Source organism: Rossellomorea sp. ABR4_004 (assembly GCF_056159585.1).
Window position 1 is genome coordinate 760,177 of the sequence record NZ_JBSWVM010000002.1, and the last position, 24,523, is coordinate 784,699.

The 24,523-nt window shown below is 42.8% G+C and carries 30 protein-coding genes and 1 pseudogene; 5 read left to right on the forward strand and 26 right to left on the reverse strand.

What is annotated here, in order from left to right; all coding sequences use genetic code 11:
- Nucleotides 1–350: 350 nt before the first annotated feature.
- The 4 genes from ACXAF2_RS16770 to ACXAF2_RS16785 form a co-directional block, all read right to left on the reverse strand.
- Nucleotides 351–1,379, reverse strand: coding sequence for a DUF4179 domain-containing protein (locus ACXAF2_RS16770; RefSeq protein WP_475140287.1), 1,029 nt, complete (start codon nucleotides 1,377–1,379; stop codon nucleotides 351–353).
- Complete coding sequence (locus ACXAF2_RS16775) at nucleotides 1,379–1,891, reverse strand: sigma-70 family RNA polymerase sigma factor (RefSeq protein WP_475140288.1); 513 nt, start codon at nucleotides 1,889–1,891, stop codon at nucleotides 1,379–1,381. Before ACXAF2_RS16775 ends, ACXAF2_RS16770 begins: the two co-directional genes overlap by 1 nt.
- A gap of 220 nt (nucleotides 1,892–2,111) precedes the next feature.
- The gene (locus ACXAF2_RS16780) at nucleotides 2,112–2,990 is read right to left on the reverse strand and encodes a DUF6843 domain-containing protein (protein ID WP_475140290.1); all 879 of its coding nucleotides are present in this window, start codon (nucleotides 2,988–2,990) and stop codon (nucleotides 2,112–2,114) included.
- 166 nt (nucleotides 2,991–3,156) lie between these two features.
- Nucleotides 3,157–3,396, reverse strand: coding sequence for a KGG domain-containing protein (locus ACXAF2_RS16785; RefSeq protein ID WP_475140291.1), 240 nt, complete (start codon nucleotides 3,394–3,396; stop codon nucleotides 3,157–3,159).
- Nucleotides 3,397–3,611: 215 nt separating this feature from the next.
- Here ACXAF2_RS16785 and ACXAF2_RS16790 point away from each other — a divergent pair, with 215 nt between their 5' ends.
- On the forward strand, nucleotides 3,612–4,805 hold the full coding sequence (locus ACXAF2_RS16790; protein WP_475140292.1) for an MFS transporter: 1,194 nt from the start codon (nucleotides 3,612–3,614) through the stop codon (nucleotides 4,803–4,805).
- Between the two features lie 35 nt (nucleotides 4,806–4,840).
- Here the strand turns inward: ACXAF2_RS16790 and ACXAF2_RS16795 are convergent, their stop codons facing one another.
- The 12 genes from ACXAF2_RS16795 to ACXAF2_RS16850 all read right to left on the reverse strand — a co-directional run bounded on the left by ACXAF2_RS16795 (nucleotide 4,841) and on the right by ACXAF2_RS16850 (nucleotide 13,610).
- Entirely contained in the window at nucleotides 4,841–5,299 is a 459-nt protein-coding gene (locus ACXAF2_RS16795; protein ID WP_475140294.1) for a DinB family protein, read from the reverse strand.
- 100 nt (nucleotides 5,300–5,399) lie between these two features.
- Entirely contained in the window at nucleotides 5,400–5,885 is a 486-nt protein-coding gene (locus ACXAF2_RS16800) for a hypothetical protein (protein WP_475140296.1), read from the reverse strand.
- Nucleotides 5,886–5,923: 38 nt separating this feature from the next.
- Nucleotides 5,924–6,199, reverse strand: a complete 276-nt coding sequence (locus ACXAF2_RS16805; protein WP_475140298.1) for a phosphatase — start codon at nucleotides 6,197–6,199, stop codon at nucleotides 5,924–5,926.
- A gap of 18 nt (nucleotides 6,200–6,217) precedes the next feature.
- On the reverse strand, nucleotides 6,218–6,406 hold the full coding sequence (locus tag ACXAF2_RS16810; RefSeq protein ID WP_475140299.1) for a hypothetical protein: 189 nt from the start codon (nucleotides 6,404–6,406) through the stop codon (nucleotides 6,218–6,220).
- Nucleotides 6,407–6,417: 11 nt separating this feature from the next.
- On the reverse strand, nucleotides 6,418–7,131 hold the full coding sequence (locus tag ACXAF2_RS16815; protein ID WP_475140301.1) for a DUF2711 family protein: 714 nt from the start codon (nucleotides 7,129–7,131) through the stop codon (nucleotides 6,418–6,420).
- Nucleotides 7,132–7,333: 202 nt separating this feature from the next.
- Nucleotides 7,334–8,302: a class F sortase gene (locus tag ACXAF2_RS16820; RefSeq protein WP_475140302.1), complete on the reverse strand. Its 969-nt coding sequence runs from the start codon at nucleotides 8,300–8,302 to the stop codon at nucleotides 7,334–7,336.
- Nucleotides 8,303–8,369: 67 nt separating this feature from the next.
- Nucleotides 8,370–9,713 (reverse strand): copper amine oxidase, encoded by a 1,344-nt coding sequence (locus ACXAF2_RS16825; protein WP_475140304.1) that lies wholly within the window; start codon nucleotides 9,711–9,713, stop codon nucleotides 8,370–8,372.
- A 271-nt stretch (nucleotides 9,714–9,984) separates the two neighbouring features.
- Nucleotides 9,985–10,299 (reverse strand): hypothetical protein, encoded by a 315-nt coding sequence (locus ACXAF2_RS16830; protein WP_475140305.1) that lies wholly within the window; start codon nucleotides 10,297–10,299, stop codon nucleotides 9,985–9,987.
- A 124-nt stretch (nucleotides 10,300–10,423) separates the two neighbouring features.
- Nucleotides 10,424–10,663, reverse strand: a complete 240-nt coding sequence (locus ACXAF2_RS16835) for a hypothetical protein (RefSeq protein ID WP_475140307.1) — start codon at nucleotides 10,661–10,663, stop codon at nucleotides 10,424–10,426.
- A gap of 15 nt (nucleotides 10,664–10,678) precedes the next feature.
- The gene (locus tag ACXAF2_RS16840; protein ID WP_475140308.1) at nucleotides 10,679–11,074 is read right to left on the reverse strand and encodes a hypothetical protein; all 396 of its coding nucleotides are present in this window, start codon (nucleotides 11,072–11,074) and stop codon (nucleotides 10,679–10,681) included.
- A 61-nt stretch (nucleotides 11,075–11,135) separates the two neighbouring features.
- Nucleotides 11,136–11,777, reverse strand: coding sequence for a uridine kinase family protein (locus tag ACXAF2_RS16845; RefSeq protein WP_475140309.1), 642 nt, complete (start codon nucleotides 11,775–11,777; stop codon nucleotides 11,136–11,138).
- A gap of 57 nt (nucleotides 11,778–11,834) precedes the next feature.
- On the reverse strand, nucleotides 11,835–13,610 hold the full coding sequence (locus tag ACXAF2_RS16850; RefSeq protein WP_475140310.1) for a M3 family oligoendopeptidase: 1,776 nt from the start codon (nucleotides 13,608–13,610) through the stop codon (nucleotides 11,835–11,837).
- Nucleotides 13,611–13,944: 334 nt separating this feature from the next.
- Here ACXAF2_RS16850 and ACXAF2_RS16855 point away from each other — a divergent pair, with 334 nt between their 5' ends.
- The 3 genes from ACXAF2_RS16855 to ACXAF2_RS16865 are packed head-to-tail and all read left to right on the forward strand — an operon-like array spanning nucleotide 13,945 to nucleotide 17,727.
- A complete protein-coding gene (locus ACXAF2_RS16855; RefSeq protein WP_475140312.1) occupies nucleotides 13,945–15,432 on the forward strand; it encodes a spore germination protein in 1,488 nt (495 codons plus the stop codon).
- Nucleotides 15,429–16,598, forward strand: a complete 1,170-nt coding sequence (locus tag ACXAF2_RS16860) for a Ger(x)C family spore germination protein (protein WP_475140313.1) — start codon at nucleotides 15,429–15,431, stop codon at nucleotides 16,596–16,598. Before ACXAF2_RS16855 ends, ACXAF2_RS16860 begins: the two co-directional genes overlap by 4 nt.
- Before the next feature lie 22 nt (nucleotides 16,599–16,620).
- Nucleotides 16,621–17,727 carry a GerAB/ArcD/ProY family transporter gene (locus ACXAF2_RS16865; protein ID WP_475140315.1) on the forward strand — a complete coding sequence of 369 codons (1,107 nt, stop codon included), beginning with the start codon at nucleotides 16,621–16,623 and terminating at the stop codon, nucleotides 17,725–17,727.
- A 96-nt stretch (nucleotides 17,728–17,823) separates the two neighbouring features.
- Here ACXAF2_RS16865 and ACXAF2_RS16870 read toward each other — a convergent pair whose 3' ends face one another.
- Together ACXAF2_RS16870 and ACXAF2_RS16875 are read right to left on the reverse strand one after the other, a co-directional pair.
- Nucleotides 17,824–19,239 (reverse strand): bifunctional metallophosphatase/5'-nucleotidase, encoded by a 1,416-nt coding sequence (locus ACXAF2_RS16870; protein ID WP_475140316.1) that lies wholly within the window; start codon nucleotides 19,237–19,239, stop codon nucleotides 17,824–17,826.
- Between the two features lie 67 nt (nucleotides 19,240–19,306).
- Nucleotides 19,307–19,594, reverse strand: a complete 288-nt coding sequence (locus ACXAF2_RS16875; RefSeq protein ID WP_475140317.1) for a SunI/YnzG family protein — start codon at nucleotides 19,592–19,594, stop codon at nucleotides 19,307–19,309.
- On the opposite strand from ACXAF2_RS16875, the pseudogene ACXAF2_RS16880 reads away from it, so the two are divergent.
- Nucleotides 19,568–19,735, forward strand: a pseudogene (locus ACXAF2_RS16880) (SDR family NAD(P)-dependent oxidoreductase); the annotation flags it as partial. The gene ACXAF2_RS16875 and the pseudogene ACXAF2_RS16880 sit on opposite strands and share 27 nt — an antisense overlap.
- A gap of 219 nt (nucleotides 19,736–19,954) precedes the next feature.
- On the opposite strand, the gene ACXAF2_RS16885 reads toward ACXAF2_RS16880, so the two are convergent.
- The 8 genes from ACXAF2_RS16885 to ACXAF2_RS16920 all read right to left on the reverse strand — a co-directional run bounded on the left by ACXAF2_RS16885 (nucleotide 19,955) and on the right by ACXAF2_RS16920 (nucleotide 24,389).
- Nucleotides 19,955–20,566: a hypothetical protein gene (locus ACXAF2_RS16885; protein WP_475140319.1), complete on the reverse strand. Its 612-nt coding sequence runs from the start codon at nucleotides 20,564–20,566 to the stop codon at nucleotides 19,955–19,957.
- Nucleotides 20,567–20,587: 21 nt separating this feature from the next.
- Entirely contained in the window at nucleotides 20,588–21,130 is a 543-nt protein-coding gene (gene lepB, locus ACXAF2_RS16890; RefSeq protein ID WP_475140320.1) for a signal peptidase I, read from the reverse strand.
- Nucleotides 21,131–21,579: 449 nt separating this feature from the next.
- Nucleotides 21,580–22,068: a DUF4825 domain-containing protein gene (locus tag ACXAF2_RS16895; protein ID WP_475140436.1), complete on the reverse strand. Its 489-nt coding sequence runs from the start codon at nucleotides 22,066–22,068 to the stop codon at nucleotides 21,580–21,582.
- A 57-nt stretch (nucleotides 22,069–22,125) separates the two neighbouring features.
- Entirely contained in the window at nucleotides 22,126–22,545 is a 420-nt protein-coding gene (locus ACXAF2_RS16900; RefSeq protein ID WP_475140322.1) for a DUF4181 domain-containing protein, read from the reverse strand.
- Nucleotides 22,546–22,578: 33 nt separating this feature from the next.
- Complete coding sequence (locus tag ACXAF2_RS16905; protein WP_475140323.1) at nucleotides 22,579–23,121, reverse strand: aspartyl-tRNA synthetase; 543 nt, start codon at nucleotides 23,119–23,121, stop codon at nucleotides 22,579–22,581.
- A gap of 29 nt (nucleotides 23,122–23,150) precedes the next feature.
- Entirely contained in the window at nucleotides 23,151–23,666 is a 516-nt protein-coding gene (locus ACXAF2_RS16910) for a hypothetical protein (protein WP_475140324.1), read from the reverse strand.
- A gap of 83 nt (nucleotides 23,667–23,749) precedes the next feature.
- On the reverse strand, nucleotides 23,750–24,001 hold the full coding sequence (locus ACXAF2_RS16915) for a GNAT family N-acetyltransferase (protein WP_475140326.1): 252 nt from the start codon (nucleotides 23,999–24,001) through the stop codon (nucleotides 23,750–23,752).
- Nucleotides 24,002–24,038: 37 nt separating this feature from the next.
- Nucleotides 24,039–24,389, reverse strand: a complete 351-nt coding sequence (locus ACXAF2_RS16920; protein ID WP_475140327.1) for a DUF1428 family protein — start codon at nucleotides 24,387–24,389, stop codon at nucleotides 24,039–24,041.
- Nucleotides 24,390–24,523 lie beyond the last annotated feature (134 nt).

Here is a 24,523-nt window from a genome sequence, read left to right on the forward strand (position 1 = left end):
CCTTCAATAACAATATAAAATTTGTCTGTAACATTATGTATCTCCGTTCCGGAATCCCTGCGCTTCTATTGATTCGGTATTTGCCACCACGTGTTGTACTCCTTTTGAAAAGCATGCGTTATTTTGATCATGTTCTATCGATTTCTCAGTAAAATGCCTATTAGGTGAAAAAACCGATCCTGGATAGGCCTATATACAGAAATTCCCCCGTCATCCACTGCATCATAAGCCACCGAATCCATTTATCAGCGAATCGCCTCAATCAGGGACGGACCTCCATTCTCTAAAAATACAAACTCTTAAGGGCGCGTTTGGAGGTCCGTCCCTCTACCTCTATTCAAAGATTAGCTTCAGTTGATAATCTTCTCGTCCTTACTGTAGATCGTGATGTGATAGGGATCACCCTTGATCCTCTCTTTCATTTGGTCGGATTTCAGAAATTCATCAATGACGTTCTCTAGCTGCTTGGCAAAATCATTTGCATTTTCGTCCTTACTTGATAGAGTGATATGCGCTTGAATCTCCGGATCCGGATACACGGAATATCCAACCATCCTCACTTTGTAATCTTTCTTTCCTAATAGATCATCACTGACGGTTTGCAGGATTTCCATCCACCTACTCTCCTGCTCTCTCTTCTTCATATTAACCTTTTTTATCTCAACTGGAATAGAACGAATATTATTTTCACTCAAGATCCCTCTCACTACTTCTTTGATTTCATCGCTCGTGGCTTCGGTATGATTCGGGATCTCTAACTGAATGCTCTCAGGTTTCGCCATATATCCCATTAGCAATACTTCTATGTTTCGTTTCCCTAGCTCTTCCCTGACACGACTGTCAATTATTCGGAAGTCTTTACTTTTCTGCTGTGTTTCCTTATCTTTTTGTGGAACCTCAGGCTCCTCATATCTACTCACTTTGACTGTATAAGCATCATAGTTTCTCGATCGCAGAAAATCCATTGCCACTTCTTCAACCTCTGTTTTCACACGATTAAAATAGTCTTGATCACCTGCAATTACGATGCGAATCACTTTCTCTGGAAAAGATACCCCTAGACCATTAACAGGGTATCCTTTTTCTCTTAGTTCTTCTGAAATTCCCATCACTACATCTTCCTTGGATTCAAAAATGCTGCCCAGATACGGAATCTTTGATACGACATTGGCCATTGCGGGCGATACCAGAGCCGAACCAATCAATAACCCAAATAATAGGACGGCGGCACTGCTATAATAGATCCACTTCTTTCTAAGGGTTCCTCGATCCTTCATCCCTCTCTCTATGGCCACTTGGATTGTATGATTCAATTTATCTTCTGGAACCCGAATGTTATCCATTTCTTCTTTTACGTCGTCGCCTAAATGATCCTTCATCAGATACACCCCTCCCTTAAATCCGATTTCAAGAGATTAATGGCCCTATGCAATCGTGTCTTGATCGTTCCTTCAGGGCAATGTAACATTTCGGCGATTTGCTTTATGGTAAGGTCTTGATAATATCTAAGTATAATGACCGTTTTATATGGAACATCCAACCGTTCGATCGCCCCTGTTAAATCCATTTTTTCTTCAATTCTAAGATTCTGCTCTTTAGGAAGTACATCCACTTCATTCGTCAGGATGATACGTTCATTCTTCTTAATAAAATCCAATGCTGAATTGATTAATATCCTTGATAACCAAGTTGAGAAATACTGAGGATTTTTCAAGTTTTTAATGGATATAAAAGCTTTATAAATAGCATCCTGAACAATATCAAGAGCATCATTCTCATTTTTCACATACATGTATGCCATCCGATAAAGCTTGTTCTTTTCATGATGAATCAACTCTTGAAAAGCTTTTTCATCTCCCCTTTTCGCTTTCTTGACCTTTTTCTCAATCAACTGCTCTCACCCGCTTTCTATCCGTTAGACTAATGACAAGACCAAAACGTTTCACGTATTTATAAAGTGCCTCAAAAAAAGAAGCTCACCTTTATTTAGATGAGCTCTCCTTAAATTTTATCTTCTTTATCTCCTAAACTATGTCACTACCAATTATTTCAAAAATAAGCCGTGAACTCAATCCCATATAAAAAAGAAGCTCAACCTATTCATCGAGCTCCTACTGATCACTATAATACTTCCAGATCTCCCGCCCCTGTGCAGAGTATCGTTCATTCCCGTTTAAAGAAAATTCCTCCCCGCAGGCCGAATTCGTGACCTGGAATTTATCATATACAATCTCTTTGCCATCGGATGACGTCACACCCCCGCCTCTGCTATGGTGAATACATTCACCTTCAAGGAGGGTCCGATTTCCTTCTTCATCCACATAGAAATACTGACTCTGACTCAGATTATAGCCCTTGTCTTGTATAGACGTCCGATAGATTCCATATCGTTCAATATCCGTCCTCATCAACGTGGGAAGGCTCTCGATCTCAACGGGAATGACGGAAAACTCTCCTTCTTCTTCAAGGGAGGGTTCATCCTTCATACCATAGAAGATGACAATGGTACCCTCGTAGCCTTCAGGGATCAGGTAGCGGTTTTTTATTATTTCTCCTTGATCGTTACCGTCTATCCAATTCACAGCTACCATCACAATCGCCACAACGCAGACAACGCTACCTATTGTGAGATAAAATCTCTTGTTCTCCCGGTCAGGGCCCGGTGTCTTTTTCCTTTTCAACCATTCATCTACACAGAAGAAGATTACCGCGCAGATCACCGCAAACCACGCAAACCCGTCTATCACAAAATACGTAATAGCTCCAAAGAACGTATGGATGAACCCCGCCAAAAACAACCGCCCCTTGCCGAGCTTTCTCGTTAACCAATCCGATAGCAAGGAAACGGGAGCCCCATACGCCAGGTTACCGGCTAAGGAATATGTAAAGACAATTGGAAAGAGCCAGATGCCCCCATCCAGTATGCTTATGATCATCAAAAAAGTAGAAAGTATCAAACTCGTATAAATGGCAGGCTTAAATTTATTCATCCTGTCCCCCCCAAACACAGCTTGTGAAAATATTCACAATAAAAGTATATCATAAAATCATCTTTGTTTGGGATGTTTATACAACGAGAAAGAAACAGTAGTTTACACACGAATCCCCTATGCTTTTCTTCTATTGAAAAGAAGCATAGGGGATTCTCTCTAGCTGCTAGTTATTTTTATTGTTGGAATTACTGGAATTACCGGACTGACTTCCGCCTTTCGCGCCAATTTCCTGATAGAATTTCTTGTTGTGATTTTCAGAAGTTGCTTCTCCACCCTTTTCTCCGATCTCTTGGTAGAATTCTTTGTCATGGTTCTTCGCTGTTTGTTCTCCGCCTTTACGACCAGCTTCTTCGTAACTCATTTTACCTTTGTTGCTGTTGTTATTGTTGTTACTGTTTGCCATAAATAAAATCCTCCTTAAGTGTAGTGGGTGTTGTACGTTTGTACATTGGATATATACCTCGTGAGAAGAGAGCTAAACAGATAGTGGGGGTTTTTAACATATTTGTAATTTAATTTACACTTCAGAAGGATTCCTGAATCCATACTATTAGAAGTGCTTCCCCAAGAGGTGTATGATGAAGATAAAGAGGATTAGTATAAAAGGAGTCTTGCTACATGGATTACATCAAACGGGGAACACCGGCCTTCAAACATGCAAACCTGGCCCTGTTTGCAGGCGGTTTCAGCACCTTTGCCATACTGTGGGGAACACAGCCCCTGCTTCCGGATATTGCTAGTGAGTTCCAGATCTCACCGGCCACTTCAAGTCTCAGCCAGTCTTCCACAACGATTGCCCTCGCTATCAGTCTATTAATTGCAGGTTCCTTATCGGACGTCTATGGAAGAAAATCCGTCATGACCTTCTCTTTACTGACATCTTCCATTCTTGCCATTTGCACAGGATTTGCATCAAGCTTCCATATGCTCATCATTGGCCGAATCCTTCTGGGGATAACACTCGCCGGGCTTCCTGCTGTCGCCATGGCATATTTGGGTGAGGAAATCGAAGCGAAGAGTCTCGGGATGGCCATGGGGTTATACATTAGCGGAAATTCCATCGGGGGAATGTCGGGGCGGATCATCAGCGGCGTCCTTACCGACCATTTCAACTGGCATGTCGCATTGATGGGAGTCGGGATCATCAGCTTGCTTTCAACCGTCATCTTCCTTGTGCTTATCCCGCCGTCTGCCCATTTCAAACCGCAGACATTCCAGCTGAAATCATTGGCCGGGTCCTTGTTCAGCCAATTCAAAGTGCCTGGGCTCACGCATCTCTTCACCATCGGATTTCTATTGATGGGAGGATTCGTATCCCTCTACAATTACATCGGATTCGAGCTGATCGCACCACCTTATTCACTCAGCCAGACCGTTGTCGGATTCATCTTCATCGTCTATATCGTCGGCACCTTCAGCTCGACGTGGATGGGAATGCTCGCCGATCAGTATGGAAAAAAAAGAATCCTGCCTCTATCGTTAATCATCATGTTATCCGGGGTATCAGCCACCCTTCATCCAAATCTGTGGGTGAAAATCATCGGGATCGCCGTCTTCACCTACGGATTCTTCGCCGGCCACTCCATCGCCAGCAGCTGGGTCGGACGATTGGCTGTCCATGATAAAGCGCAGGCTTCGGCCCTCTACTTATCCGCCTATTACGCAGGATCAAGTGTAGGCGGTACCGTCAGTGGAAGCTTCTATCATCAATTGAACTGGCCCGGTGTTGTGTGGATGATCGCTGCCCTTTCCGTGATCTCCATTGGGATTTCACTTTGGTTGGGGAGAAGGGACCTAGCACGATCAATATAAAAGAGGACTTGCCACCAAGTCCTCTTTCTTAGGCGTTACCCTTTCACTCCCGCTTGCGGATCCCAAGACCCCTGTAATTTTCGGATATAAAGAATTTGACCTGCATGGTAAGTCGTATGGATGGTAAGGTGGGCAATGATTTCAGTCCACTTAGTCAAATTCACCTCATCCGCCGCTTCAACCTCCTTCTTCCAGTCAGCCATCAACAGATCAATCCGCTCTGACGTTTCACTCCAACTGAGACCTTCCCTATTCCTGAACGTACTCTCACCTGTACTCTCTTCATTCTCAATACCTTTCAATCGATTTAAATGGCGTTGATTATAGTAGATGAGATGATGGACGATTTCAGAAATGGAATTGGTGGCTTCATTCGGCTTCCACGTTGCTTGTTCCTCCGTGAGATCCTTGATGGAATTGATCAACGATACAAACCAGGTATTTTGAGCGTGGCAGGCATCCAGTTGAATGAGTAGGACTTGTTTGGCGTTCATTTTTTCCCCTCCTGTATTTTCATATCACTAATACTTTCAAGATAGAGAGTGGCGTTTCCTCTTTACATGTGATTATCTATTCAAAAAGATCCTCTTTTTATTAAAAAGGGATCTCCACAGTTTCAATATACGTCATTCCAAAGTACTCATACTCGATCTTCACCTGACGGACTTTTTCGTCATGAAATACATGCACGGCATAAAGGGGATCGTCTTTCGTCGCAGTTCCATTATTTAATTTCTCCATTTGTTTTGATTGAGAAGATCCCCTTTCGATGACTACATCCTTTAGGTTCTTATATTCTACTTTTTCATCTCGGTCATCATCACCAAGGACGTATCCTTTCAGAAGATTACTCACCTGCATCTTCACTTTTTCAGGAGCATCATCATGATTGACTGTGACCCTCACCACTTTCGCTTCACGGAAACCATGATTGGTTACTTCAACCAAGACAGATTTCCCATCCTCATTTTGACTAATCATGCCAATCTCCATTGGGGGATTCTCACTTACCCAGAAATAAGTCCCTCCCACTACGACGGCAACCAAGAGCAGTACAGCTGTGATCCAGCGTTTTTTCATCCGTCTATCCCCATTTCACAGATTGTGATAATACCGCCTCATACCATGGTTTTTCCATTGTTTCCTCCTTGGATATTTTTCCTGAGGGAAACTACGATCAAAGAAATGCCAGTGATCGCCGTTAAAGCCGCCAATACAAGTGGAAATGTCCCCACGTCCCGTATGGCCGTCCCATATATTCCGTATCTACTGTCCCACCCGAGGCCATCCGTTTCACCCAACAGGCGGGAATAGATGGCTGCCGTTATAAGCGCTGAACCATATAGAATGGCACTTACCAATAAGCAAATCAATCCAATCAGTAATTGTTTCATTTCTCCACGTCCTATCTTTCATCTTCCGAAAAAATCCGGCAAAGGTACACCAAGATCGAATAATGCGCTCGTCATAATAAAGATCAGCACAGGGACTACACAGAGAATCAGGATCACCGTCCAACTATTATTTGAAGGACCCTCACTCTTTTTCTTCCTGTAGAGTTCTTGAACCCGATTTTGTTTTTCTTTTGTATGTTGGGTCATGTGTTCCTCCTTTATGGAGCACCATTCTTGATACTCCAATAGATCTCCGTCTCCTCATCACAGAAGAATCCCTCCAGATCAGCCGACTCCACGATTCGATTCAAGGTCTGACTATCGCCGCATATCATAGAAAAATGACTGTCCCAATGGGTGGTCACAAGGATTTTTTGATCGTGGGTGAAGAGGTTTCGACGTTCCCGATGAAGAATGGTGCCATCATCTTTTATAACATCGTCCATATGCTCAAGCTTTCTTTCTGTGCAAAATTCATCTCCGCACCATATCCAGTCATACCCCTCTTTTTTTATGGCACGAAGCAGATTATCCATGACGAGGTCTGGGAAGAGTCCCTCGGAAGGAAACACAATCTTTCTCACTTCACACACTTCCATGATACGTTTTGCCAAGGTTCGATTTTCATATTTTTTATTCAGTCCAAAGATGATACTTCTGAGGCCGATATCCACTTCTGCCAAGTTCGATAATCTGGATGTCCCCATGAACTCCTGCCAGCTGATTTTCTCACAATGATCCACGATCTCCCGTTTACCGGGATACGTATCCGGATTAAACAACGCAAAGTCGATAGTCAGTGGCTTAATAAATGGATGGAAGAAAATGAATATGTCTTCAAATACATTTTTATAGAACTCTTTTATCGGCAAGTCCGCATCTGAACACACTGAATAACGATGCGGTTCGGGCAAGACTCTGATTTCAGACATACGCCCCCTCCTTCACACTCTAAAATATTCGCCAGATCGCGGGAATAATCCTGTTTTTTCCATCTTTTTGAACAATTTCTGGCATAAGTGAGCATGGAATGTTCTCAAACAAAAAAACCTCCTTACAGGAAGTAATTCTATGTTTTCTCAATCATTCGAAAGAAAGAGACCCTCCGTATGCAGAAGGGTCCCGTACAAGATCTTATTTTACTTTTACGTTTTCAGAAGGATCAGATTCCTTATCCTCAATATTCACCGTTGTAATATAATATGAATCTCCCTTTTCAGCCTCTCCATCAAAAAAGTTCTTCCGTTCATGTGCTGAAATGCTCTCGATATGTTCGAACTCTTCCGTGCCTGAGGACTTTTTATACACTCTGTAACCCAATACTGTATCATCATTGACCGAGTGCCAAGAAAGGGATCCGGTATCGTATTCGACTGCGGTCGGTGGTTCAGGAGCTTCGAGCTCATTGACTTGGGTTTCAGAGATGAGCTCTGTATACACGACTAGCCGGTCCGGATAAAGGTGTTCGTCATGATTGAACGTACCTGTGCACGTAATGACATTCAGGTTCCGTTTGTCAGAGGGTCCGAAGATTTTCTCGATTGGTGCTTCGTCACTCGGATAGCTTTCCTTCGATTTCACCTCGAAGGTTCGTTCCATTCCCTTTTCATCCGTGACGATGATCTTCTCCCCTTCCTTGATGTTCTTTAGATAGAAGAAGATCGCCGGGCCTTTCTTACTGTCGACATGTCCAGCAAGGACGGCATTTCCCTTTGCACCGACCTTCACACCGCGATCGTACCAGCCGACCACATCGGTTTCTTCAGGAACTTCCATTTCCCCGTTTTCAAGTAAGCCGACGGGAATGATGTTGGTATCGATGTCCATGCTCGGGATTTGGACACGGGAAGGCGTAATTCCTTCTTCTTGAACCTTTACCTGCTCTTCAAGCTCTGTTTTCTTCTTCATTAAAGAGTCAAGAAGAACAAACTCTTCTTCCTTATGAGCGGTACCAGCCCCGGATTTGACTTTTTCTACTTTTTGTTTTTTTTCAGATTGAGTTGCCTGACTTTCTTTCTTAGGTCCGTCCTTTGCAATCGCCTGAAAGCTGACAACACCAATCATAAGGACCGCGATCAGTATGATAAGTATCCGTTTCTTCATCCTATTCCCTCCACTTAAGAGAAGAGAGAAGAGCAGATTCCCGCTCTTCCCATGGCTCTTCTATGAATTATTGTTGGTCAGCAAATTTTTTCTTGATGATGATTCCACCAGCCATTAATGCTACCGCGACAAATGTGATCCATGCAGCCATTGGCATTTGTTGATCAGCTGCACCACCCATACCTGTGTTTGGCATTTGTTCCGGCATGTCACTCGATGCGAACTTCTCAGGATTTTGCTTCACAATCGCATCACCAAGGGCTTTCCCTACACCGAACATGAACGCATATCCTTCACGGAAGCTATCCATGCTTCCTTTGTAGTCTTCTGCTACATATTTATCAAAGGTACTTAGTACTTGATCTTCATGTGTTTTAAGGGAAGAGATTGCTGCATCTTTAGGCAGGTTTTCATCGGTCGCCGTTGCCAAGAAAGTACCAAACTCCTCCGTGAACATTCCCAGACTTTCTCTTGCCATTTTCGCTGCTTCCTCATCTCCAGCTACTGTTGCACTTACCAATTCTGCTTGGGCGTTTATGTGCTCACTCGTCCATACCTTTTTAAATTGAGCCGCTCCTTCTTCACCGTAAATGGAGCCGATGGCCTTCGTCCAGGCTTCGGTATTCATATCTTCCGCCCAAGTAGCCGTATCATAATCAGGTGCTTCACTTACACCCTTTTGCATGCTCATTGCGGCTAAAGCGAAGTGCTCTGCTGCCAGATTATTTAATGTAGAGCGTAATTCCGCTGCAGGTGCGTCCACTTTTGTGTTATTGAACTTATCCGGCATCTGCGTTACAATCGCTCCGGATAATGCTTTAGAGATATCAAACATTCTGTCGTACCCTTCTTTGAAGTTCGTTTGATACGCTTTATAATCTTCTTCTACATAGCTGTCAAATGTTTCAATGACATCCTGCTCATGTGCTGCTAATACTTCTTTCGCTGCCGCTTCTGGAAGATTTCCTTCTGTTGCTGTTGAAAGGAATGCCGAGAATTCATTGACGAATTCTTTCACTTCGGCTTCCGCAGCTTTTCTCATTTCCGCATCATCGGATTGTGCCGCTTCTACGAAATCCGGAGAGTAATCATTATGCCCGGCAAAGATTTCTTCGAATTTTTGAGCTCCTTCTTTACCGTAAATCGATTCGATTGCAGGTGTCATATCCAGTGCATTTTGATTGAGTGCTTCATATGCCTGTTTCTCATCGGGTGCATCATTATAATCCTTCACCATGGCATTGACCGCTAGAACATAGTGTTCAGATAGTAATTGATCCAGTGTGGAACGAAGATCGGAAGCCGGCGTCACCGCTGTCGGCGTTTCTGCCGCAAAACTTACCGTTGGAGCTAATAGAGATAATCCTAACATCGGTGCTGCGATTTTCTTAAGTATCTTTGCTTTTTTCATTTTTTGAACTCTCCTTTTTCGTTTTGTTTTTTGTGTTCTGGTAAGATAACGCAGCGTATATTGATATGGATCACTTTTTTTAAAATAAAGTTTTATTTTTTTGAAATAAGAAAAGGACAAAGGTGGTTGTAAGCACCTTTGTCCTTCTATTTAGACTGCTTCGAGGCAGTTCCTACCGTTTTTTTCAGCTGGTTCCTTCGCTTTCCATACACAATCAACGCTAGTTATGAATAGCAGATTAGCTATAGTCTCGAAACCTTTTAATCTATCGTTAAATATACGTAACGATCATGAAAATCAAACTGATCAACGTAAATAAGACCGCTCCATAAAACACTGAACCTACATTTGCTTTGAGTTCATTGTCCTTCTGAATCTTCCACCCTGCCTCACTCGCTTCAAGGGTAGCCCCTTTAGATAACGCACCTCCGCTACTATTGAAAAAGAAAAGCCCCACCGTTATTCCTAGACCGATGAAAAAGCTCCATTCCCCGAAAGAAAAAGAGAATAGAAGGCTACCGATCCAAATACCAACAGCAAGTATCGCAGCCGTTACTACTGACGTTCGTGTTTTGAATTTCTTCATATTCATTCCCCCTCGTATTATTAATACTTACGAAAAGAGTTGTAGAAAAGTTTCAATTTTCAGTCAACGTTGAATTGTAATACTTTCACTCCAACTGCAGCTTATCTTCTGTAGATAAACTCCTTTAAAACGCTTTTTCCATGTACCCAATCAATAGAAATCCTATCACATGAGGTAATATCTCGCTCATAATCCCTAAAACCATGAAAAACATTCCATACCGTTTTTTCTCGTAGTCCTTTTTCAGGACCAGGCCCACGCAAAAAGCGATGAAACCGTGAAGGACTGAGGGGGTGAAGAACGCCAAAATGATTGACAACCAACCGACGAAGATCAGTATGTTAGTACCTTTCTTATCCTTCATCGTATCTCTCCTGTCTTAAATAGACTGATTTCTCGGAGCAGTCTTGAAAAATGCCTCTTTCACATAAATCGTATAAATCAAGACGATGATTGAAAAAACAACATTCCCTATAAAGGGCTGTTGAGGTTCATTCGTTAATAATATGAAACTGATGAATCCAAATAGTACCGAGTATGAGATCAATAACCAAAAACCCCATTTTTTCAACCTCATGTACCCATAAGCCATCAACAGAGAAAAGAATGCCACTACTACTCTCATGATTCGTTCAGGCACAACCGATACTCCAAACCGTTCTGATATGCCAATGGTGTCAACATCAGCCTGATAAAAAATAGCCGTAAACAATAATACGATGCTTCCGAAAATATAAAAATAGCCAATGATTGATACACCAAAAGGTCTTTTCATATTTTACCTCCAGCGGTTTATATGTCATGTTAAAAAATCATAATTATAATTAGAAATGCCCCTACTCTATGTCCTTCTCCACCCAATACCCCTCATCCGAATTCCTCACCACCACATCAAACTTCTCATGCTTCGGGTGCATAAAGACTTCATATTGAATTCTGCGTTCCTGATGGGTTTTACGTAAATACTCCACATCCATCCCTCTTTCGGAAACATCGCGGATTCCCCTTCTCATGAGCTCGGTCTCACCATCCGTATAAAAGTAAATCTTTAGGTCGTATAGATCGGCATTGCTGAATGCAACAGACATCCCTTCTACAATCGTCAGGTTATTTAGGGACGAGATGAACCGACTTCGTTCATAGGGGACGTCCAGGGTGTAGAAGTCCATCTCTTCCCTTACCATCTTGACATCCCGGTCGAGGGCGAGTAGATGGTGGGCCGCAGGATGGCAGGCGGTCATTTTGGATTGATGGATTTCATTGTTGTATTCATATTGGATGGAGGTGTGTTTTCTGACGTCTGAATTGACGATATAGGGATCAGTGTTGATATAATTGACCCCTTTCCCTTCCAGAAGCGTCAAAAGCTTTTTGGCAAACGTAGTTTTACCGGAAGCACCGTGTCCTGAAATGCCGATGACCATTTTTCCATCCTGATTGTTTAGTAAATTGGCTATAGTGTATAAGATCTTGTCCATGATATTCTCCTTATCACTTCTATTATTTAAAGGTATCAGCTGTTACTCATACTCATATCAATCTATTAAAGAAGCAGACAACCTCACAAATTCCTCGCTATCCCCTACACATAACTTCATCCCTTTTTCCCAAAAGGTTTCTTTAGTAATGTCTTCCCCCAAATGCTTCATGACGAGGTCTTCTGCCGACATGCTTCCTGAATCCCGCAAGAGGTCCATATACTGCTCCTCGAATCCTTTCCCCGTTTCCTTCGCCCTTGCGAAGAAGTTGAGTGCAAGTAAATATCCAAAGGTGTAAGGAAAGTTGTAGAAAGGAGATTCTGTTTTATAGAAGTGGGGCGTCCATATCCAGGAGTGCACCGGGACCTCATCAAGGGAGCCGGCATACCCCTTCTCCATGGCAGACTTCATCAGTTCGTTCAAGCGTGCTGCCGGGACGAACCCCTTTTTCCGTTCTTCGTGAAAGTCCTTTTCAAAGATGAACCGTGCGTGTAGATTCATAAAGTTCATGACGCTTCTTTTCAATTTTTCATCAAGGATAAACAGCTTCTCTTCGGCAGTCTCCGCTTTTTCCATGGCCGCCTCCAAGATGATCATCTCTGCGAAGGTCGACGCCGTTTCGGCCAAGCTCATGGGATAGCCTTTGTTCATCCCGTTCACCGATTTCATCGCATGGTTATGAAAGGCATGACCCATTTCATGCACAAGGGTCAACACCCCTTTGAAGGTGCCGGGAAACGTGAGGAACACCCTGGACTCCCCTGTTAACGGAAACCCCGCACAAATGGGAACCGCAGACTTTCCGGGACGATTTTCCGCTTCGACCCAGCCTTCACGGAAAGCCTGTTCCGCGAACCGACCCATTTCCGGCCCGAACGTACGAAATTGTTCCTCGATCAACGCTGCGGCTTCCCCGTATTCAATTCCTTGATGATGGTGATTCATTGGGGACCAAAAGTGATAGGATTTCATTTTGGCATCACCATTCATCCGGGCTTTTACGTTCAGATAATCGGCAAACGATTCTTTATATCTCTCCATGACTGAAAACATGCTATTCAGCGTTTCTTCCTTCATCCGGTTTTGGGCGAGAGGGACTTGGAGGACGTCTTCAATCCCTACGCTCTTATACATGTTCAATCTGAAGCCTGCAAGATGATTCAGGATTTGCGCGAACTGTCCCTCATGTTCCGTCCACTTTTCAACCAGTGCCTCATGAGATTCTTTTCGAACCGAAGCATCGTGGTGCGAACGTAGATTGATGGCTTGTCCAACCGAGAATTCCTGACCATCCACCCGGACCTTTATACTGCTCATGAACGATTGATAGAACTGCCCCCAGGCGTGGTACCCGTCTGGCATGAGGTCCGTCACTTCCTGAGAAGGCTCCCGGTCCGCTTCTTCACGCCATTCACCGAGGATGAATCGATACTCCTTCAAGTCCTCTGAATCAAGCAAACTCTTCCATACCGGTTCCTCCGTATGGGCTAATTTCCTTTTCAGGTCACTGATCATAGAATCATATTTTGATTGAAGCACCGTGGTTTCCCCTCTATAGAATTGTGCACTCTGGTCTTTCGGATTTTCTGAAAGAAGACATATGGCGTAGGATCTTGCTTGTGATATGGACATCTTTATTTCTCTAAGATAATCAAGAAAACGTGCTAATGGATATGAATCGCTTAATGGTGCCGTCCACTTTTTCAGCTTGTCATCCAACTTCAAAATCTTGCCTTCAGTCTGTTTCATATGCTCATGTAATTCAGGCGATTCACTTCCACCTTCGAAAATGCTGTTGAGATTCCACACTTGTTGATACTTTGTTTGAGTCATCATACGCTCCCCCTATTTTGGTACCAATCAAAACATACGTTCTTATTTTACTTTATTTTGAACTTTCTTCCAACTTCTACTTATCTGAATTTACAATATTAAGAAAAAAGGATACCCCATTGACCACTAGCCACTATAACCTACGTGAAGACCAATTCAATTCTCCAATGTAATGTTTAATAAAATCCATTCCCCTGTCATCTTAGGTGTGTAATCCAGGAAATAGCTTGTCGAAACATTTTCTCCCTCTTTTCTATAAACGATTCCTCCCATGGAATAATCAAGCAATCTTAGAGCATACTACCATATTGACATAATCTAAAGGGTGAGAGTAATGAACATAAACCAAGTTGCACCGTTGGAAGAACGTGTTTCACGGCTTCTCACTAGCTTGAGCGATAGCTCGGATGTGAAATCACGATACCTGAAGTTGCCCGGGGGACGTCTTTCGGCATGCCTCCTCTATATAGATGGCATCGTTGATACTGCGTCCATCCAGGAACATATCATCGAACCTTTATTGAACGACCCAACACCTGAGGAAGTAGAACTCTTCATCCCTTTCTTGATTCAGTCCGTCATTCAGGTTTCTGATATAGAAGTGGTAAAGGATATGGATGATGCCATCGGCAAACTGGTGGATGGGTCCACCGTGATTCTGTTTGAAGGACGGGCGGACATCCTTGCCGCTGATACTTCGAAGTGGGAGGAACGCTCCCTTACCAATCCGAAGGGGCAGCGGACAATAGAGGGGCCTGACGTAGGATTTACGGAGAGCCGCAGTGGAAACGTCGCCTTGCTTCGGAAATACATCAAAAACCCCTCCCTGCATGTCGAGACTCAAGTTTATGGTGAATTCACCAGTACGTCCGTATCCCTTATTTATTTGGAAAACATGGTCGACGGGGACATCCTGAATGAAATAAGGAACAAGCTTAAACAAATCTCCCTTGATTCTGTCATCGGGTCTAACTATATTTCGGAATATTTGACGAAAGAGTCAAAAACCATTTTTCCCTTAGTCATGAACTCGGACAGGCCGGATGTGGCGGCGGCGGAAGTATTGGAGGGAAGGGTTTGCATCATGGTTGACGGGACTCCCTTCGCCCTGATAGCCCCTGCCGTTTTCATGCAATTCTTTCAATCATCGGATGACTATTATATTAACAGTGAAGCAACAAAATTCATCCGGCCCATGCGCTTCATCCTATTCTGGCTCTCCCTATACATCCCGGCATTCTATGTGGCGTTTACGACGTTCCACAAGGGGCTATTGCCAGTCAATTTACTGGTGGGGTTCTTGGCCCAGAGAGAATCGGTCCCTTTTCCGACGGTCTTTGAAATCCTACTCGTATTCGTCTTGACAGAGGCCATTTATGAGGGTTCAAGCCGCCTTCCCCAGAGCGTTGTCATCACCATCTCCCTGTTTGGAGCGATCGTGTTCGGCCAGGCCTCTGTGGAAGCTCAGCTTGTACAGCCCATCACCCTGGTGATAATCAGTACATCGTTCATCTTATCCAGTATCATCCCGATTGCCATCATGAGCTATGCCACAAGGATCATTAAGCTCAGTTTGATCTTAATTGCGGCCCTGCTCGGTTTGTATGGGATCGCCTTGTTTACCTTAATGCTATTAGTGCATCTCTGTTATTTAAGGTCATTCACGGTCCCTTATCTGGCACCCGTGTCCCCTTTCAATTGGAAGGACATGTCAAAGGATGTATTTTTCCGGAATTCCATCCCGGACACTAATAAGAACATTCCAGCGTTTCATAAGGAGGAACCAATGGAAAACCCTGAGAAAGAAGGAAATGACTCGTGAACCTTTCCAATTTCCGTCACCTCATCATCCTTTTTATTCTGATGGCAAGCGTAATCGTTGGATATATGAAGACAAGCCGTTTAAATGAAGTCGAGCTGGTATCAGGTCTCGGCATTGACAAGGTGGACGATCATTATTCCATTACCCTGCAGGTCTTCAATCCTTCCGCCAATCAAAAGAATGCCGTTGATCCGACTGGCGGCTTCACTTATAACCAGACGGGGAAAACCATTCCTGAGGCCATCGAGAAAATCAAGAAAGAAACCCTCAAAGATCCGATCCTCGACACATTGCAGGTGGTGGCATTGAGTGAAAGGCTTGCAAAAAAAGAAGGCTTGAAAGAAACATTGGATTTTCTTGTACGTGACCCAAAGGTTCCAGCAAATATCAGCACCATCGTTATTAAGAATCAAAGTCCGGAATTATTTTTACAGTTGTTCACCCCTCAGCAGAAACTATCCGCTCTATACACGAATATCATGCTGAAGAATTCCAAAGAAGCCTGGGGGCATTTAGTGAACTCTTCTTCAGAACGGATCAAAAGCTATTTAGAAGACAATACGTCAGACATGGTCATCCCATATATAGAGGTCCATGGCGATATTGAAGAAGGGACAGCTAAAAGCAATATCGAAGATTTCTCACCAGCAGCCCATGTGTCACTTGAGGGGTTTGCCACTTTCAAAGGGGAAAATCTTGTTTCCTATTTAACACTAGAGGAAAGCAATACATTAGCTTTAATAAGAGGAATCAACCAAGTCGTATCCCTATCCGCTCCATGTCCGGACGCAGAAGAAGATTTCACCATCAACACGTTCAAGACATCTTCAACACTTAAGGCGGAAACGGACCCGGTCTCTTTCAATCTGAAGATAGCCATTGACGGAAATTTGGAGGAAAAGTCGTGCAAAAAGGATCTCACAAAGCTGGGAATACAAAAAAAGCTTGAAAACCAATTGAAGACAAAGATCAAATCCGATATACAGGCGCTTATCAAAAAGTCACAGGAGGATGGAACCGATATTCTTGGACTGAGTGATGCCCTTTACCGGCAGCACCCGGATATATGGAAAAAGAAACGGAAAGACAAGGATTTTTTCTCAACGATTAATGCGGACACTAGCGTCGATATCCGATTCATCCGATTCGGGCATACTAAGCAATAATCAATGAAGGGGGATGAAAGTGATGAACAAAGTATCCATATCCAGGCTTGAATTATGCTCGATGATGCTTCTCTTCTTAACCGGGAGTACCATCGTGATCGGCTTGAACTTCACGGCCATGGAAGACAGCATGCTGGCAACAGCAATGGAAATAACGTTTGGAGTCATCCTTTTCTACTTCTACTTTCTCATAGTAAAAAGGAGTTTATGGCTGGAATTCGTCCCTCTTCTGGAAATGGGGTTCGGATCCTTCCTATCCAAGATTCTCGCCGTGGTATTCAGCTTTTATTTTCTCTACATAGCGGGACGGGTGATGAATGATTTCGCCTTCTTTACTACCCAGATCCTTTATCCCGATGCCCCCAATTGGATCGCTTCCATCCCATTCCTGCTTGTCGTTGGCTACTGTACGATGCTTGGGATAGAAGCGATTGGGAGGAGTGCCGTCATCCTGTCCTTTTTTTCCTTCATCATCCTGGTGTTCTTATGGCTACTCGGTTTCTTGTCGGAAGAATTTCACATCCAATATCTGTTTCCATTTTTCTCACAAGGATGGGAGCCTCTGAAGAAAATGATCTTCCCGACCGGTCTCACCTTTCCCTACGGTGAATTGGTCGTGTTTCTCGTCTTACTACCGTCCATTGCAGGAAAAGAAAAGCTTCAAAAAATTGTATGGATTCCCATCGTCATCGCCGGTCTGGTCGTCATGATCACCATGGAGATGATCATCGGTATCCTCCATGCCCCCTTCGCCAACACGTATTACTTTCCATTTGTCAAAGCGATGGAACTGGTTACCTATCTAGGCATCGTCGAACACTTGGAAATTTTCACCTACCTGCTATTAATCGGCGGAGGCTTTATGAAAGTATCTATATTCCTTTACGCAGCACAGGTCGTACTGACACAATTGTTCAAGTTGAAACAAAAGAGCTGGCATGTCCTCCTTTTCATGGTGGCCATCTACCTGCTTTCCCTCCACCGAAGTGACAATATCGCCGAGCACTTATATGTGGGGTTGAAACTCGTCCCCTACTACCTCCATATTCCAGTACAATTCGTTATCCCGCTGATACTGGGCGTAATGGTATTCTGGAAGTCGAGAAAAGAAAAAGCAGCCCATGGTTAGGTATAGAAGAACGATCGGCAGCACCTGAACTGCTGATCTTTTCTTCTTTTTTCAATAAAGGGGCCATAAGCTCCATATTTCCAGATTACACACCACCTAATTGAACATGACTGAACCTTCCTTGTTGGCTCTTAAATAATTCATAAACACATCCTTCACCATCACTGTCTTTCCAACCTCGATCAACTGATTCCCCTTCACCGAAGAATATCCACATACTTCTTCGTACAATAACGGAGACCCTGTCCCTACCCTGTAGACCTTCTCTTCCACCAGGCTTTCCCCATTCACTTTAACATCTGAAATTATCCCGTCATGGTGACACCACGTGACTCCAGAGAACGCTAAAGCCCCAATCGGGATCCCGTGTGGCCTGAATCCATTTCCGTATACCTGTTTGGAGATAACCTCCCCATTAAAACTATCTTCTATCAATCTCACAATTTGTTCACCTTTAAGCTCCATCAACACAGGAGAATGCATGCTTTTGCATCTGTTGTACACATCCCCCTTCGTCACATCGCCGGATTCCAAGCCTTGGTCCACTGCGGCTCCACCATACATAATGCCAACCTCAGACTTCCAGTAGTCCCGAACAGAATCTGCCATTAATTGAATGATATCAACATGAGTTAGATCTTCCCTCGTCGTAAACAAAACTTCAGACAGAAATTCATTCGTTTCCTCGCGACCCTTTTCTAAAATGGCTCCCATGCTGGCATCGATTTCGGATTCGAGTGTGATTTCCACTAATTTCCCTTCGAATGATTCAATCGTATGAAGACCGTTCTCTATATGTACATCCAATTGCAACTCCCCGACAAATTGCCCGTGAGACCCCGCTTGAACAATCACGACGCCTGATTCCACAACGGGACTTTGAAGCACCGTATGAGAATGAGCCCCTACGATTACATCGACCAGGCCACTGACTTCTTTCGCGATCTCCACATCGGCACCATACCCCAGATGGGATAGAAAGACGATGACATCCGCACCCTGCGCTTTCAAGTCCGCCACCGCTTTTTTGATGGCCTTAAGGGTTTCCCGATTCCTGAATCCATGCTTGTTCTCATAAAGATCCCCGAATTGATCGGTCGCTCCAAATAGCCCAACCTTCGCTCCGTTATCCACTGTCACGAGGAGCGTTTCCTTCATCCCGCCGATGTGAGTCCCATCGCCCTCTACAATATTCGATAACAACCACGGAACACTGGACTCCAGGCTATGCTTTCGAACCAACGCCGGTGTCGATCTCAGCAGCTCATTATTCCCCACCGACATCGCATGATACCCGACATCCGCAAGCATCTCTAAATGCAAATGGCCATTCGTCGCCAGGCACTCATTGATACTCATATCCATGTGATCCCCGCCATCCAGCAATAAGTAACTCTCCCCTTGCGCTTTAAGCTCCCTGACACGTTTCTTTATGTACGCAGCTTGGCGTATGACCAGATCATAGTTTCCGTGAAGGTCATTGGTGTGAAGAATGGTGATGGTTTTGTTCATATGTAGTTCCCCCTGTTTATATTGCTTCCTTAATTCGATGTCCTCGTATTGTTCAGGACTGTGCTCTTTATGCCCCAATGTACGACAAAATCTTCTCTTTCAAACCACCATTACTTGTGAACAGAATATACGTTTCTGAACTTGTTTGGATCACGACTCTATCCGTGTGTCCATATGGATAACCTATTCTCATTGCTGTTTTCTCTTTACCGCTATATGTATCATCATCTCGCACTTCTTTAATATCAGGTAATGGAATAGTGATGTTGCTTAATTGCCATTTGATATTTAAGTTTTCGTCTTTTTTTGATACTTTTAATTCCATATGTTCGAATATAAAGGCACCGTCCCTCAATTCCACACTGCAAAGGAAATGGCTCAGTTCATGCTGGATCTATATGATAGTGAAAAAGTCGTTGGAATTGTTAACGGTGAAACATATGAGTTCAGTTTGGTAGATCCCATTTATCCTTATGCGAAACGAGCGACTAACTGACATGAGCAAATTCATTGTAACAAGTTATCTTTAAGGATTAGGTAAAGATGGTTTAGTTGGTTAAAGGGGCATTGGTTTAATGCTCCTTTTAACCAAGGTGTATTTTACAACCTAAATTTCCTTCAATCCATTTTCTTCAAGATAGTATCCTTATGTTTCATGGGGTTCCCTCATCAGATGGCCACGAACTTTCGGACAACTCTCTAAATAATATCTTTATTAAGAATCCTCCTTTTTCTCTTCTACTTTTATCTTCAGTACCAGTACCGTATCATTTTCCTTGATCATATTATTGACCGATTCCTCATCTTGAAGATCAAATGAACGCATTGAGTTACTCCCCGTCTCTTTATAAGCTGCCAGTATTTTCGTTTCTCCTAATTTCAACTCCACTTTTTCTTTTCCTATGCCATAATCCCAAGAGGACTGAACATTCGTCCTAAGATCTTGTTCAAACCTTAAGGGGTGTATGATTACACCAGGTCCGTAAAGAAAAACTGACGTGTCTTCTGTTCTCGGATTGATTATTCCAAACCCTATCTGCCCTTTTTCCACTTCTTCCGGGTTATTTCCATATGATAATTCCGTTAATGGCTCAGAATCTTTTTTTCCATTACTGTAACGTTCCACCCACAGATTTACCCACCTTTTATCTGCATGAGGCAAAGTAAAATCAAAATCGAATAAAATCCCTAAGTTTAAATCTTTAAACGTATCTTCGTATTTTGAATTTGTGTTCATGGAAATGGTAGGTTGATCGGGGTCGCGCTTATCAGAACACCCCACACACACCAGCATGGCAATCATGAAAAACAACAAAGTCCCCTTCACAGTAACCTCTCCTCCCATAAACTACTCCCCAACAATCCTCATATCCTTAAGCGGATAAAACACAACATTCGTAGTCCCAACTATCTCCTCCATTGGAATCGCCCCAATATGTCTGCTGTCCTTACTATCCCTTCTGTTATCCCCCATTACGAACAGATGGCCTTCAGGAACGGTCGATTGTCCAACAGCCGTATCCCGCAAGGTAAAGGGTCTGGTCAGATCACCCTGTACATTCTCTTTTTGCTCATTAAGGTACGGCTCATCAAGCGCTTTTCCATTCACATACAACGTATCATTTTTATACTCGATTTTATCCCCAGGCAGACCAATCACACGCTTAATATAATCCTGTTCCTCATTTGCGTGAAACACGACGATATCAAATCGCTCTGTATCCCCTAATTTGGACACAATCATCCGTTCCCGGTCTTGCAGAGTCGTATTCATCGAAGATCCCTTCACCATGATTGGTGTGACCAGAAAAGTACGGACAATAAATACAACGACTAACGCTATCACCAAAGCTTTAACCCATTCTAATACCACATTTTCCTTTTCAACCACGCTCTCCAGCCTCTTTTCTTTCCTTAAAATGGACAATTGCACCTTTTATCCTGTTGCGCATTTTACTTTTTCTTACATACGTTTGAAACCGGTGAAGGTTTCATTTATAGGAAAAAAGCAAAGAAAGCTGAAGATCAAATGACTTATTTAACTAAAGCTGTAACCGTTTATTTGTCCTTATTTAAATGTGCCTTCATTCAATCCTTTTCATTTTCCATGATCACCTTTAAAGACAAGCTCGATAAAATAAATGCCGTTGCTATAAGTATTGGTATTACAAAAAATATTCCTATTAAGTCCGTCTTATAATTCCATGGCACAAAAGTGTCCCAAAATAGAGCCATCAATTTCCATAGCACGATAAAAATAAATAGAGTGAAGGCAAAGTAAATAATTTTTTCCAGTAGTTGTTTCATTTCTCATAACCCTTTCTCCATATAAATATCTCTTCACTCAAAAAACTCGTTCACTCTATCCGAATCCTCCAAATATCCTTGGGTAAACTTGCTCAGTTCTTCTTCGCTAGAAAATTGTCTTATGTCTTTACCATACAAGTGTTGAAGTTCCTCTCTGGTTACGTTGAATTCCTGTTCAACAAAATGAAATTCCACCCATTCTGCATTCTGAACTAACGCAAGAATATAAGTGGCATTATGGAGAGCAAGCTCTTTATAGTTTGTTTCGACCCCTTCACTTTTCTCTACACTGGTATAATTTAATACAATGCCGTATGGCTCTTCAGTCGTTTTTAGCTCCAATCCACTGACATGTTCACGATCCGGGTGCGGAAGTCTCCTGGTAATTTGGCCAACAGCACCGTTATCCCCTACATACGAATCTTTAAATTGAAATAGATCCTCCTCCTCTTGAACAGGACTTGAATGGCATCCACTCAAGAAAAGCAATGACAACATAAATAAAGAAAAGAAAATATTCATTTCCTTCACCAGATTCTCTCCCTTTAACGCGAATTTTCCGGATATAAAAACAACGATTTAATCAAACAAACCAAAAAAATCAGTGCTAAAAAACAGGATCAACGACAATGAAAGAAAGGCTAACTGCGAAATAGTGAATTTATAATCATCCCTATTTCCTGCGTATTGCTTCTCCATAACCGCTCTAACCGTTTCAGACAAAAGGACGAAGACAATAAGCAGGATATGAGATTCCAAGAACCACATTCTATCTAGTGGAGGCAGGGTAGCATTGTAAAAACCGCCAACAAAAATCAAGATAACGAAAGTAATTCTGATCGTCCAATCTATCTTCTTGTGCTTCCCATTCAAATGATGATAGGAGAAGAGCTTCTTCTTTTCTACTTTAAACAATTTTCTCATTCCTTTATTAAACAAAAAGATCAATAAAGCATAACTCGTGATAAACAGAATGAATTTCAACCATACTGAATCCATTTTACGTCCTCCCCTCCCTGTATGTATTAGATTCTATAAATCTACCGAATCGATGATTTCCCGTGTATCCTTACGCAGCAACTTAACCTGTGCATGGGCATCACTCTCAAAATACCAAACGTACAATCCCTCCAATTGATATTCCTTTACTACAGAGGGAGATAACAAGGACAAATTTACCATCGAAGCTTCTTGTCCATCAACGGTCACGACTCTCTCATCACCATTTCTGATTAAGCCATAAACCAAGCCCTCTCCATGTCCTTGGATTCCTTGCAGCTTTTCAAAATCTCGGTCAGGATCTAACGGCCCCCAGGTAAACATCCCGCTTCTCCAGCCGAATATGCCCTTTCGAACCCTCGCAGCCCCAAGATTGGTCTTATCTTTAATGAAAAAGTACAGGAATTCATCCCCTATCTTATAGACAGGAATCAACCGAAGATCCTTATCCACCGCTTGAATGGCTTTGTGCGGTTCCGAATACGAGTCCTGGCTTTCTGCATAAGCCCAAGAAGCAGTTAGGGCTATAACCACTATAAATAAAAATACATATTTTAGAATTGTAGCGTTTTTCACCTTTTCTCCTTTCTATGTATCAGGAAGGATCACCCGAAAATCTGAGCAGCAATACCATATAACTGACGGTTTCGATTTGGCATAGAGACTGCATTCAAAGCCATAACGGGAGGTTCATTAACTTGAGTAAATCCATGTTCCTCTAAGAAACGTCTAAACATATCCTGACCAGCCGGTACATCAATCCTTAGCTTCCCTTGATGGGTGGAAGCTAATCTTTGGATGATGTGTGCCGCCGTTTCGTGATCAGGTGCAACGATCGGACCTGCAATCAGATTGATGGGTCCCAAAATAGACATCCCGTAGCCAACAATATGGGAATCCTCATCTTTTACCACTACACAGGTTTTCGATTGTTTGATCCTATTGATCAAAAATGGCCTCCTGTTGTCACCAAATGCTCTTTCATCAACCTTGATTACACCCACTAAATCACTTTCCTTATATTCGTCAAGATATAGTTTGGATGGATTCAGCCCCTTCATACCATCACTTACATACTTATGAACATGATCCACCATGATAAAGCCCATTTTTTCATACAATGGAACACCATCTTCCGTGGCGATTAACAGGATGGTTGTGTCTTTCGAAACACTATCTATGCATTTCTGGGTAGCTGATTTTCCTAACCCCAGCCTCTATAGTGTTCGTTGACAATGACCATTCCAAGTGATGCCACCTTCTCATATAGTATGATGGCTGCGCTTGACACAATGACTCCTTCAGCATTTCGGTGCCCGAATATTCTCCCCGATGTTAGAACTGTATCAATCTCGTCTTGATGATAATCCCATCCCACCGAGGCAGAGAGGTCAATGAGGCCCGGGATGTCAGCATGACAAAATGATTCTAGTGTTAGTACCTTCTTATCTTCCATACATTGTTCTCCCTTGAATAGATTTTATAGCCTCTGCTCACACTTTTTCAAACTCTCCTCGAACCACACGACTCATATCGATCAAGGTCAACATCTCATGATATAAATCTATGATCTCCTTATCGTTATCTACCTTTTCCATTACACGATTATGATGATCTTGATCATAGAATGTAGAAATCGACACCATCAACATTTCATTTTCATCTAAAGTCACTGATGATTTCATTCCATCACAACCATATACAGGATCAACAAAAGCACTTTGAAACGTATCATCCTCAATCGCTCCATGCTGTTTATAAATAAAAGATGCTTTTTTGTTAATCTGAATGAATTTATCCATATTGTGTTCTGGAACAGGATATAAATAAATGACGTTGTACATGGGAGTCACCTCTCCTTTTCTCATGGCCTTTCCCTTTGTTTCTCATATTTTATGTAAACTTGCTAGAATTTCAAATTAATCGTTTCTATGTTTTCCCAGTTGACAGTTCAACTCCCTCATTATTCAAAAAGAGT